This is a genomic window from Hymenobacter aranciens, from assembly GCF_030580865.1.
GTDB lineage: Bacteria > Bacteroidota > Bacteroidia > Cytophagales > Hymenobacteraceae > Hymenobacter > Hymenobacter aranciens.
This window is the reverse complement of the sequence record NZ_JAUQSY010000014.1, coordinates 88,461-101,906: the sequence shown is the minus strand read 5'-3', so window position 1 is coordinate 101,906 and position 13,446 is coordinate 88,461. Positions and strand designations below refer to the sequence as shown.

At 62.7% G+C, this 13,446-nt stretch carries 5 protein-coding genes; 4 read left to right on the top strand and 1 reads right to left on the bottom strand.

What is annotated here, in order from left to right; all coding sequences use genetic code 11:
- The first annotated feature begins 20 nt into the window (after window positions 1–20).
- The 3 genes from Q5H93_RS19040 to Q5H93_RS19030 all read left to right on the top strand — a co-directional run bounded on the left by Q5H93_RS19040 (window position 21) and on the right by Q5H93_RS19030 (window position 12,306).
- Window positions 21–9,473 carry a DUF8693 domain-containing protein gene (locus Q5H93_RS19040; RefSeq protein WP_305008242.1) on the top strand — a complete coding sequence of 3,151 codons (9,453 nt, stop codon included), beginning with the start codon at window positions 21–23 and terminating at the stop codon, window positions 9,471–9,473.
- 569 nt (window positions 9,474–10,042) lie between these two features.
- On the top strand, window positions 10,043–11,017 hold the full coding sequence (locus tag Q5H93_RS19035; RefSeq protein ID WP_305008241.1) for a hypothetical protein: 975 nt from the start codon (window positions 10,043–10,045) through the stop codon (window positions 11,015–11,017).
- A gap of 284 nt (window positions 11,018–11,301) precedes the next feature.
- Window positions 11,302–12,306 (top strand): HNH endonuclease, encoded by a 1,005-nt coding sequence (locus tag Q5H93_RS19030; protein WP_305008240.1) that lies wholly within the window; start codon window positions 11,302–11,304, stop codon window positions 12,304–12,306.
- A gap of 217 nt (window positions 12,307–12,523) precedes the next feature.
- Here Q5H93_RS19030 and Q5H93_RS19025 read toward each other — a convergent pair whose 3' ends face one another.
- Entirely contained in the window at window positions 12,524–12,838 is a 315-nt protein-coding gene (locus Q5H93_RS19025) for a hypothetical protein (RefSeq protein ID WP_305008239.1), read from the bottom strand.
- A 60-nt stretch (window positions 12,839–12,898) separates the two neighbouring features.
- Here Q5H93_RS19025 and Q5H93_RS19020 point away from each other — a divergent pair, with 60 nt between their 5' ends.
- Entirely contained in the window at window positions 12,899–13,057 is a 159-nt protein-coding gene (locus Q5H93_RS19020) for a hypothetical protein (protein ID WP_305008238.1), read from the top strand.
- Window positions 13,058–13,446 lie beyond the last annotated feature (389 nt).

Sequence of the window (13,446 nt, the reverse complement as noted above, 5' to 3'; positions counted from 1 at the left end):
CCACTTTTACTTCTTACTTCATGCAAACAATTACTCCGCAGCGGATGCGGGCCTGGCTGAGCCGGGCGGCATCCGGACGCTCGGTGGTGATAGGGCGGCAGGGGCTGCTGGGACTGGTGCTGCTGCTGAGCAGCTTCGCCGCCCACGCCCTCAACGGCACCTACACCATCAACAAGAACGCGGCCGCCAGCGGCACGAACTACGTGTCGTTTGCGACGGCCATGGCGGCCCTGAACGGCTCGACCAACACCGGCAACGTAACCTTCAACGTGGTGGCGGGCAGCGGCTCCTACAACGAGCAGGTCGTTATTCCGGCCTACACGCCGGGAGCGTTTACCACCACCATCAACGGTAACGGTAACACGCTGACCTTCGCCACTACCAGCACGAACATGTACGTGCTGTCGTTTGCCACGGGCACCTCGAAGGTGACGGTGAATAACCTGACCGTGACCAACACTGCTATTACCACCACTACCGTGGGTGGCATTGGCATTCTGGGGGCTTCGAGCAACAATACGGTATCAGGCTGTACGGTAAACATTCCGCTCACTGCTACCGGCTCTACGTCGGGGGGCATCCACATTGGCGCTTCGGCTACTTCGGGTACTACGGGTGGCACGGCCAGCAACAATACCATCACGGGCAATACCGTGACCGGTGGCTACTACGGCCTGCTGGCTTACGGTACTTCGGCCGGCGTAACGGCGGGCAACTGCATCAACAACGTGTTTACGAACAACGTGGTGCGCGAAGTGTATGCCTACCAATGCTACGCAGTGCAGCAGACGAATCCGCGCTTCATCAGCAACGACGTCAGCCGCCCGGCCCGTACCAACTCGACCATCACTTACCTGGTGCAAATGGGCACGGGCACCACCGGGGCGCGGATTGAAAAGAACGTGTTTCACAACATGTTTGATGGGATGACGGCCAACGCCTCATCGCTGTATGGCCTGTATGCCAGCGTGGCGGCCACGGCGGCCGCCCCGAACGAGTACATCAACAACGTGCTGCACAGCCTGGGCGGCACCGGTACGCAGTACCTCATGTACCTGGGTGGCAACTACACCCGCTTCTACAACAATACCATCGTATCGGACAACACCACGGCCAGCACCAGCACCACCTACGGGGTGTACCAGGTTACGGCGGGCCCGAACGCGGAGGTGTATAACAACAACATCGTCATCACCCGCGCTGGCACCGGTACCAAGTATGCCTACTACGGCAGCTCGACCCCGACCGGCGTTTCCGACTACAACAACCTGTACGTGAGCGGCACCAACGCCAATGTGGGCTACTACAGCAGCACCGCCCGCCCCACGCTGGCCGATTGGCAGAGTGCCAGTGGCCTGGATGCCAACAGCAAAAGTGCCGACCCGCTCTTCGTGAGCAGCACCGACTACCACCCCACCAATGGCGTCCTCAACAACGTAGGCAACCCCAACATTGCCGGCCCCGGCAAGCGGGTGACCGACGACCAGGCCGGCGTAGCACGCTCGGCTACGCCCGACATCGGGGCCTATGAGTTTAGCGGCCCGCCGAACGACGTGCAGGTGCTGGCCCTGACGGCCCCGGCAGCTCCCACCACCAGCGGCCCTAAAACCGTGACGGTACAGCTGCAAAACAATGGCAGCGCTGCGCTCACCTCCGTGACGGTGCAGTACACGCTGAACGGTGGCACGGCCGTGTCGCAGGCCTTCACCGGCCTCAACATCGCGCCGGCCGCCACGGGTACCGTGTCGTTTACGACGCAGGCCACGCTGGTGAGCGGAGGCAATGCCTTCGTGGTGACGGCCAGCCTGCCCAACGGCAGCGCCGACCCCACGCCAACCAATAACGTGCTGAACACAACGGTGTACACGTCGCTGAGCGGCAACTACACCATCAACCAGTCGGCCGCCGCCAGCAGCACCAACTTCGTGAGCTTCACGGCAGCAGCTACGGCCCTGAACAATGGCGGCGTGAGCGGCCCCGTGAACATCAGCGTGCTGAACGGTCCTTACACCGAGCAGTTTGCCCTGGGCGACATCGTCGGCACCAGCGCCACCAACCGCGTGACGGTGGATGGCGGCGCCAGCAAGCAGACGCTGAACTACACGGGAGTAGTAGCCCAGCCAGCCGCAGTGCAGCTCAACGGCAGCGACTACGTAACCATCAGCAACCTGACCATCGACGTATCGGGCGGCGCTACTTACGGCATTGCCGTGCACATGGTGGGCGGCACCACCGGCAACCGCATTCTCAACAACGTGCTGCGCGCCCCGGCCACGGCTACCTCCAGCACTGCCAATGCCGGCGTGGCCGTCAGCGGCTCGCTGACTTCGGCCTCTTCGGCCAGCAGCGCCACCGACCTGTGGGTGAACGGCAATACCATTACGGGCGGCTACTACGGCGTGATTGTGACGGGCACCGCCACCACCGGCATACTCACGGGCTTGCAGGTGAACAACAACACCGTGAGCAACTTCTACCTCTACGGTGTGGATGTGGAAGTGAGCGACGGGGCCAGCATCGTGGGCAACGACATCAGCCGCGTAACCCGCACCGGGCTGTCGACCTTCTACGGTATCTACATCACCGGCGTCACGCAGAACGCGCGCATCGAGCGCAACCGGATTCACGACACCTTTACGGCTGCTGCCGCCTCCACCAGTGCGGCCTATGGCATCTATTTTGTTTCGGCCGATGCCATTCCGGGCGAAAGCAACCAGGTGGTGAATAATCTGCTGTATAATTTCAACAACAGCGGCAACGCCCCCGTCTACGGGCTCTACAACTCCGGCTCCAACTACGTGCAGTACTACCACAACACGGTGGTGCTCGACAACACGGCCAGCACTTCGACGGCCTTAGCCTACGGCTTCTACCAGACCGTGCAGGCTGATGGCATTGAGCTTAAGAACAACATCATTGACGTGGCGCAAGGCGGCACCGGCAATCGGGTGGCGCTGTTCTTCAATACTACTACTCCGACGCCCTCCAACATCACGTCGGATTACAACGACCTGTACGTGGGCTCGGGCACCAACTTTTACACCGGCTCCTACAGTGGCATCTTGTATGCCACGCTGGCCGACTGGAAGACGGCCGGCGGCCCCGGTGCGCCCGACCCCGGCATCTACGACCAGAACAGCGTGCAGGCTGACCCCAGCTTTGTGGGCGCCACGCTGGTGCCCTCCTCGGCCGTGCTGAACGGTGCCGGCGATGCCACCCTGGGAGCGATAGTACCCAAAGACTTTACCAACACCACCAACCGCACCAGCCCGCCCGACATCGGGGCGTATGAGTTCACGCCGCCCTCGGCCGACGTGGCCCTGACGGCCTTCGTATCGCCGGTGCCGCCGGTGGGAGCGGGCCCACGCACGGTGGCCGTGACGGTGCAGAACAACGGTGGCACCACGCTCACCAGCGTACGCCTGGTATACACCCTGAACGGCGGCACTGCCGTGACGCAGAACTTCACCGGCCTCAGCATTGCCTCGGGCAGCAGCACCACGGTTACCTTCTCGGCGGCCAACAACGTGACGCTGGTGGTGGGCAACAACACGCTGAACGTGACGGCCTCGCTGCCTAACGGCTTCACCGATGCCAATGCCAGCGACAACACCATTTCGGAGTCGTTCCGCACGGCGCTGGCCGCCGGCACCTACACCATCAATAGCGGCGCCCCCACAACGGCCCTGAACGGCACCGGCACCAACTTCCAGAACTTCGCCGATGTGTCGACGGTGCTCAACGAAGGCGGCATTGCCGGCAGCGTTATCTTCAACGTGGTGGCCGGCAGCGGACCCTACAACGAGCAGTTTATTGTGGGCGAAGTGGCCGGCACCAGCAGCACCAGCACCATCACCATCAACGGTAATGGCCGCACGCTGACTTCGGGCGCTACCACCGCCAGCACGACCGCCCTGGGCGTGCTGAACCTGAACGGTACCGACTGGGTGACGATAAACAACCTCACCGTGGCCGCGACGGCTACGGCTACCGCGGCCGGTATCCGCCTGACCAATGCCGCCGACAACAACACCATCAACGGCTGCACCATCACGGTGAACCCCGCCGCTACGGCGAGTACCACGGCTGGCATTACCGCCAGCAGCGGCACCACGGTAACGGCGGTGGGTAATGCGGCCAACAACCTGGCCATTACCAATAACACGATATCGGGGGGCTACTACGGTGTGTTCATCACGGGCCCCAGCGCCGCCAGCCGCAGCACCGGCCTGACGGTGAGCGGCAATACCCTGCGCGATGTGTATAGCTACAACATCGACATCGAAAACCAGGAGAACCCGCAAATCATCGATAACGATGTGAGCCGCCCGACCCGCGGCAGCGCGGCAGCCGGCAATACCGTGACTACCTTCTACGGCATCTACCTGAGCGGTGTGGGCGGAGCCGATGTGGAGCGTAACCGCATCCACGACCCGTTCACCGGCATCCCGACCTCGACCAGCGCGGCTTACGGCCTGTACTTTACCGGCAGCGATGGAGCGGCCGGTGCCGAGAACGATGTAGTGAATAACCTCATCTACAACTTCAACGGTTCGGGTACGGAGTACGGTATCTACAACAGCGCCTCGGACTACTGCCGCTACTACCATAACTCGATTTCGCTCGACAACGCGGCTTCGACGGCTACTTCGACCTACACCACCCGTGGTTTTTACCAAACCGCTCTGGCGACGAACATTGAGTTCGTGAACAACATCGTGAGCCTGACCCGCACCGGGACCAACGTGAAGCACGCCCTGTACTTCAATACTGCTACCTCGGGCATTTACTCGGACTACAATGACCTGTATGGTACCGGCAGCTTCAGCACGGGCTACTACAATGCCACCAGCTATGCCACGCTGGCTAACTGGAAAACCGCCAACAGCAACGCCTACGACCAGAACAGCGTGCAGGCCGACCCCCTCTTCGCGGCGCCGACTACTGGCAACCTGCGGCCCTCGGCCTCGGCCGTGAATAACGCGGGCATTGCCTATGTGCTCACCCGCACGCCCACCGACTTCACCGGCGTGACCCGCAACGCGACCGCGCCCGACCCCGGCGCCTACGAGTTTACACCCTCGCCGACCGACCTGGCCCTGGTGGCCCTGCTGGCGCCGCTGGATGGCCAAAGCTGCTACGGCATCGCCGATACGGTAATCGTGACGGTGCGCAACGTGGGCACCGTGGCCCTGAACTTTGCCAACACCCCGGCTGCCATCTCGGTAGCCATCAGCGGGGCGGGCACGGCTACGCTCACGGGCAGCATCACGACCGGCACGCTGGCCCCCGGCGCCACCCAGAACGTGACCCTGGCCCAGACGGCCAACCTGAATGCGACCGGGACTTACACCCTCACGCCCTCGGTGACGATTGCCGGCGACGGCAACCCCGGCAACAACACCCTGACGCCGGCCCCGACCGTGACGTCGGTGGCGCCCACGGCGGGCACGCTCTCGCCGAATGCGGCTACGGCCTGCTACAGCCAGGGCCAGCTGCTGAGCCTGACGGGCTCGGCCAACGGTACTATCCAGTTCCAGTCGTCGACGACCAGCGCCAGCGCGGGCTTCACCGACATTGCCGGCGCTACCTCGGCCACCTACACCACGCAGCCGACTACCCAAACGACCTACTACCGCGCCCAGGTGCGCTGCGGCAACAACGTGGCTACTTCCAACGTGGCTACCATCTCGATTGACAACCCGCAGCCCGCCAGCGCCACGGCCGGCGGCACGGTGTGCGAAGGCAATACGACGACCATCACGGTAACGAAAACGGCTGCTCAGACGGCAGCCCGCCTCTACACGGCGGCCAGCGGCGGTACGGCCCTGACGCCGACCAACGTGGCTGGCAACGTGTACACCTTCACGACGCCGACGCTGACCGCCGGCACCACCAACTTCTACGCCGCGGGCGTAACGGGTGGTGTTGACATGGTGGGTCCGGCTACGAACACGGCCATCGGCACGGCTGGCGGGGGCTCTAACACCACCTACGCGATGGTGTTTGATGTGCAGTCCCCCACGACGCTGAATGGCGTGTACGTGTACCCGACCGTGGCCGGTACGTTCGTCATCAACTACAAGAACTCGGCGGGCACCCTGCTGCAAACCGTGACGCCCACCTTTACGGCAGCCCAGTTGAACGTGAAAACCTACGTGCCGCTGAACTTTAACCTGGTGGCTGGTACCGGCCAGCAACTGGAGCACGTTTCGACCGGCAGCACGGCCTCGGCCTACCGCAACACCAGCGGGGCGGTGTATCCGTTCGTGAGCACCTCCGGCAACGTGAGCATTACTGGCAACACCTTCAGCAGCGGGGCGGCTTACTACTATTACTTCTACGACTGGCAGCTGACCGGCGAGTGCGAAGGCAGCCGCGTGGCCGTGCCCGTGAATGCCACGGCCGCCCCGGCCTTTGCCGTGACGCCGAGCACCACGCAGCCCATCTGTGCTGGTTCGAGCGTGACTGTGACGGCTACGGCCGATGCGTTCTACAACAACTTCGTGTACACGGCCAGCCCCAGCGGCAGCAGCGCCGGCATCAGCCAGCCCAGCACGGCTTCGGCCAACGCTACGCTGACGCCCACCGTGACCACGACCTATACCGTGACGGCCAACAGCACCACGGGCGGCGCGGGCTCGTGCCAGGCCATCCGCACCTTCACCATCACGGTGAACCCGGCGCCGGTGGTGACCCTGACCGGGCCCAGCACCACGGTGTGCACCGGCACCCCGGCTACCCTCACGGCCCGCAATGCCGAAGACGGCGACCCGACGGTGTTCCGCATCACTGAAGTGATGATAAACCGCTCTGGTACGGCCACGCTGGGCACGGTGCCGAGCTACATTCCGAGCACGGCCGAGACGATTGTTGAAATCAGCAACCTGGGCAGCGTGGCAGTTGATGCCGGCGGCCTGACGCTGGACGGCTACTATCTGGCCGGCGCTGGCAATACCGGCGTATTGAACACGAGCATTACCTTCCCGGCCAATACCATCGTGCCGGTTGGTGGCGTGCTGACGGTAGGAAAAACCACGAGTGCAGGCACTGGCACCCCGAACTCGCCGACTGACCGATTCTTCTTCTCGACCAACGTGACGGGCATCGACTACCAGTCGACGGCCAGCACGGGCTATGTGCTGCGGTCGGGAAGCACTATCGTTGACGTAGCTGCGTTGAACGGCGCCTTGTTCCCGGCCAGTTCCAACGTGACGGCAGCCGACTTTAGCGGCACCATTCCTTCGACCAGCGGTATTTCGGGCGTTATCCGCTCGGCTTCGGTCGACAACAACACGGCGGCCAACTTCTCGCTGGCTACTGCGGCGGCCCCGCAAACGCTGGGCGTGTTCAACACAGCGGCTAACTACGCTACGCTAAGCGGCAGCGCCACCAACCCGAACTACAGCTACAGCTACTCGGCCAGCCCCAGCACCGGCACCTTCGCCAATGCTTCGGCCCAGAGTACCACGTTTACGCCCAGCGCGGGTGGCACCTACACCATCTCGCTGCTGACGACGAACCTGACCACCAACTGCACCACCACCAGCACGGTGACGCTGACGACGGGCACCTCGACCCTGAGCGGCAACCAGCCCACGGTGAGCGGCACGTACTGCGACCTGACCATCACGGGCACGGCCACGCTGAGCGGCCCCGTGACGGTGAACGGCACCCTGACCCTGGCCACCGGCGCTTCGCTGAACACCAACTGCCAGACCATCGGTGGCAGCGGCTCCTTCGTGATGCAGCCCGGCACTACGCTGAGCGTGTGCGACCCGGCCGGCCTCACGCTGACCGGCGCCAACGGCCCCATTCAGGTGGCCGGCACGCGCAGCTTCAGCGCCGATGCTAACTACATCTACAACGGTACGCTGGCCCAGGTGACCGGCGCGGGCCTGCCCGCCACGGTGCGCAGCCTCACGGTGAACAACCCGGCCGGCGTGACCCAGACCCAGGCCCTGAGCGTGGTGCAGCTGCTGACGCTGACCAACGGCAACCTGGCCACCGGCAGCCAGCCGCTGACGCTGCTGAGCAGCGCCGCCGGCACGGCCGTGGTGGTGAACACCAACGGCGTGGTAACGGGCACGGCCACGGTGCAGCGCTGGATTAACCCCAGCGTGAACCCGGGCCTGGGCTACCGCCACTACTCGGCCCCGGTGACGGGCTCGACGGTGGGCGACCTGCAAACCAGTGGCTTTGTGCCGGTGGTGAACCCGGCCTACAACACCTCGGCCCAGCCGGGCTTCGTGACGCCCTTCCCCACGGTGTATGGCTACGATGAGAACCGCATCGCCACTACGACCAGCAACTTCTCGGACTTCAACAAGGGCTGGGTGTCGCCCGCGGCGCTCAGCGATGCGCTGACCGTGACCAAGGGCTACACCGTGAACATCGCCGCCAGCGAGCTGGTCGACTTCAACGGCACGCTCAACAACGACACCATCATGGCCTCGGGCCTGACGCACGGCCCGTCGGCAGAGGCCGGCTGGCACCTGCTCGGCAACCCCTACCCGTCGCCCATCAACTGGAACGCGCTGGCGGCTTCGGATTTCACCAACCTCGACCAGAGCGTGTACGTGTACCGCTCGACGGGCCAGTACACGGGCCAGTATGTGTCGTTTGTGAACAACATCGGCGGGGCGCAGGAAATTGCAACCGGTCAGGGCTTCTTCGTGCGGGCCACCCAGCCCGGCGCCGGCAGCCTGCGCCTGACCAATGCCATCCGGACGACCACCTACAGCAACTCGCCGGCCTTCTACCGCTCCAACGATACGCGGCCGCTGGTGCAGCTCGACCTGAGCAGCGCTACCAGCACCGACCCGCTGTATGTGTACTTCCAGGCGGGCGCTACGGCCGACCAGGATGTGGCCTTCGACGCCGTGAAGCTGCCTAACACCGACGGCCTCAACCTGAGTGCCGTGGCCGGCCTGCACAACCTGAGCATCGACGGCTTGCCGCTGCTGGGTACGCAGGCCGTGGTGGTGCCGCTGTTCGTGGGCTCGCCCGCGGCCGGCACCTACACCCTGACGGCGGCGCAGCTGAAGAACTTCACGCCGGGCACGGCCGTGGAGCTGCGCGATGCCCTGACGGGCACCACGACGCTGCTGACGCCGGGCGCCAGCTACCAGTGCACGCTGCCCGCCGGTACCATCGGCGGCCGCTTCACGCTGGTGTTCCGCCCGGCTGCCGTGCTGGCCAGCCAGGCCAGCCTCGACGCCGCTCTGGTGAGCCTGTACCCGAACCCGGCACACGGCCGCTTCACGCTGCAGCTGCCCCCGGTGGGCGGCGTGAGCAAGGTGCAGGCCACGCTCCTCAACGCCCTCGGGCAGGTGATGACGGTGCGCACGCTGCCGATGTCGGCCCACGGCGCGACCAGCGAATTCGTCACCACGGAGCTGGCTCCGGGCGTGTACTCGCTGACGGTGAAAGCCGGCGCGCTGACGGTGACCAAGCGCGTGGTTATTGAGTAGCGATTATGGAGTAGTCGGTAGTCGGACGTCGTCGGGCTACTGACTACCGGCTACCAGCTTCATTGGAAAAGCCCCGGCCTTGGCCGGGGCTTTTTTTGTGGGTGGGAGGGAAGGGGACGATTACGCGAGTCAGGCGTCGCACTGCACGAGTCGGGTGTCGCGCTGCACGAGTCGGGTATCGCGCTGCACGAGTCGGGTATCGCGCTGCACGAGTCGGGTATCGCGCTGCGCGAGTCGGGTATCGCGCTACGTGAGTCAGGTATCGCGCTACGTGAGTCGGGCGTCGCGCTGCGTGAGTCGGGCATCAGGCTGCGGGAGGGGGGGAGGGGGCTGCCGGAGCCGGGCGGGGCGGCGAGGTGGGGCAGGGGCGGGCAACGGGAAAAACAGCCCTGGCCGGCTGCTGCGCTACTCTGGCGTGTGCTGCTGACCATCAGGCTGCTGCCGGCAACATATTTTTTGGTAGCGATACCGTGGTGGGTAGATGCCAGGTAATGAAAAATTCGTTTACTTGCCGCTGCATTGGCCGGGCCGGTGCGGGCTTGTTTTACTTTTTTTCTTACCAAATACTCATGAAAAACGACGAAGACGATTTTTTGAAGATGGCGGAAGGAGAACATACCTTTCTGCTGGGCGACGGGGCCCCGCTGGGCAACGCGGTGCCGCGCCTGCAAAAGGCGATTACGGAGCTGGGCCTGCGCATCGGGGCGGCCCGGCAGCAGGGGCAGGGCCAGAAGCCGGGCACGGCCACCATTACCCAAACCCGCGACGAGCTGAAGACGGCGACCATCCGGCCCGCCTCGGTGCTGCGCCGGCAGATTGGACTGGTGTGTACGGATGCGCTGGTGCTGCAAGCGCTGAAGCCGACCGTGAAGGATATGGAGAAGGGACCCGATAAGGACTACCTGGACTACTTGCAGGTGCTGGTGGATACGCCGCCGACGCTGGATGCCAAGGCGCTGCAGGAGGTGGGCTACGATGAGACGGTGCGCGACGGCCTGGCTACCCAGCTCGAAACGCTGCAGAATACGGCCGGGGCCACCCGGCAGCAACAGAGCAAGCAGACGACGGCGACGGCGCAGTTTGGCCCGGCGCTGACGGCCGTGCGCGAGTGGCTGGACAAGGAGCTGGACCCGCTGGTGGAGGGCCAGGAGCTGGCGTTTCCGAAGCTGGTGACGCGCTACCTGGAGTTGCGCCGCATTCAGCACACGGCGGGGGCGCGGCGGCCCAAGGTGCTGCGCGGCACCACGCACTTCGGCATCCCGGAGGTGGTGATTCGCCGCGATAAGGTGACCATTGCGGCGGGCACGCTGCGCAACAAGAGCGGCAAGGGCACCCTGCTGCGCTACTACCTGGCCGACACGCCCGACGCGCTGCCCACCGACGGCCGCGGCCGGGTGGTGAAGTACCGCGAAAGCCCCTACATCGCCGACCTGAGCACGCTGGGGCCGGACCCGAACGCGCCCTTCCTGCTGGTGCTGCAGGAGCGGCAGGGTGGGCCGGGCGAGTACCGGCTGGAATACACCCCGAGCGGGGATACTATCTAGCGCCAGCGCCCGGCTGGTGCGGGAATGGGAAGCCCCGGCTGCGATGTGCGGCCGGGGCTTTTTCACTAATGTCGAATAGGATGAAAAAAAAGGGGGCCGCGCAAGCGGCCCCAAGGAGTCCTACTGCCAGAATAATCTGGTGTCAGACCAGTGCAAAAACAATGGAAAGCGCTGGGAGTAGGTTCGGCCAGGGTTTAGGGCGGGGAAGAACGGGGAAGCCTCAGCGGCGATGGGCGGCTGAGGCTTTTTAGCTTTACTTTCCGGCTATTAATCCCGCCTATACCATGGACACCAACAGAATTTTCAACTACTACCGCCACGCTTTCGGCAAGCTCAACCGCGACACTAAAAACGGGGGCGCTCCACATAAGCCTGTTCTGTTGCTGAGTGTCCTGCATGAGTACGCAATGGGACGGATAACTACGAATCAGGTGATGATAACGCCTGAGCTAACCCGGACCTTTTCCAATTACTGGAATGCGCTGGTGACGACAGGCCATAACAAGCTTTTTGCTTTGCCATTTTACCACTTGTCGAATGAGAAAGGCGGCTGGTGGCGCCTGCATCCTATGCCTGGCTGTGAGGTTTGGGTGCAAAATGGGGGCTCGATGCGCAGCTTTGTCAACCTGTCGGCGGCGGTAGCTTATGCGGAGCTTGACGTCAATTTAACGGCGTTGCTCATTCAGCCTAACACCCGGCAGGAATTGCGGCAGCAGTTGTTGGATAGCTACTTTCTAGGGCAGGCGGTGCCCTTTGTTGCCGACGACAGCGCGAGCTACGTAAAAAAGTTGGAGAGTGAAATCGTGAATGAGAACCAAGCGGAATATCAGGCGACAATGCAAGAGCTGCGGGTTGAAGCAGAAACCCCAATGGCGCAAAAGGCAGAGCCGGAGAAATATGCCATCGAAGTGTATAACAGGGGCACTGTATTCCGCCGTGAGATTTTGAAGCTCTACCACGATACTTGCTGCATTTCCGGCTTGCACGTAGCGGCGACGTTCAGTATCACAATGGTTGATGCCTGCCACATCAAGCCCTTTGCGCTGGGCTTTGATAATACGCTAACCAATGGCATTGCCCTTTGCCCAAATCTACATAGAGCTTTTGACCGTGGCCTGCTGACCGTGGATGCCAACTACCGCGTCGTGTTTTCCTCTGCCTTCACCGAGAACGCCAACAGCTCATTTCAGCTTCGGCAGTTGGAAGGAGTGGAACTGATGTTGCCGGCGCAACATCGGCCGTCGTTGGAGGCGTTTGCCTGGCACCGGCAGCAGGTGTTTCATTCTTGAGAGTTGCCACAAGCATTAGACAGATAGTGCTTCTTTGTGCATAAACTTCCTTGCCCATTTCCGGATGATTTGCTTCCAAAAATTTGTTGAGAAACCCACAACTCAAACTCTTTACTTGTGGCGCTTCTATCGCGCTTTAATTCGCGAATGCTTTTGCGCCAAGCTCCGTACTTGGCGCACTTTCGGTCGTTTTTGATTTCCGATGTCGGTTTCATTGTTACTGGTGTTTAGATTCACCGGTAACTAGGGGTGAGTTGGTATCTTGCGCCACTCCTTGCGCCAAATTCTCCTTCCCCGGCCACCACTCCGGCCGCTGCGGCAGCCGCATCTGCTGCCCCTGAAACTGCCGGCTGCCGTAGCCGGTGCCGCCGAGCTCGCGGAAGTCGGCGACGACGTGGAAGAGGCGGCGAGACTGCCTGGTTAATTCCGCCTCCGCCCCGTGTTCCCGCAGCGCCTGCACGGCTTTTTCGGTGTACTCTTCCAGGTCCTTTTCCACGATGACGTGCTTTGGGGCGGTCGATTCTTCGAGCATCCGGAGGGCGTGGTCGTATTCGGCAAACAGGCGGCGGTCGGCGGTTATCTTGCTGCGGTTGTGCTGTGGATGCTGCCCTCGGCGATGCCTTCGAGCACGGCCAGCAGCAGGGCGGGCTACCTCTGCAACGACAACCTGCTGCGCCGCTACCGCCAGAACCCCGACGGTTTACTCAAGGCGATGGAAACCCTCATTAATGACCTGCCCAACGGCGGTTAGTACCCCAGGCGCACCATAGCCTTCGGGCCCGACGGCATGCTCTACCTCTCGGTGGGCAGCAAGTACGATGACTGCAAGGAGGCCAACAAGGAAATGGCCTCGATGCTGCAGCGCGCCCCGGCCGTTTGGTCGGGGCGCGCTTGGTTTTGGCGATAATTGAGAAGCCAGGGCAACGCCTGAAGCAGATTTTTGGTCTTGTGGAATTAGTAATTTTTTCGCTGATTTTCCTTGAACTCTCGCAAACTCATTTCCGCTTCAGTGGTAGCGAGGTATTGCAAATCCGCAGAAAAAACGTGGAATCATCAACATTAGAATCGGATTAGAATGCTGATTATTGGTATTTTCTGAAAAAAAAGGCGTAACTATGAAATGTGCTTTATGGTGAAACC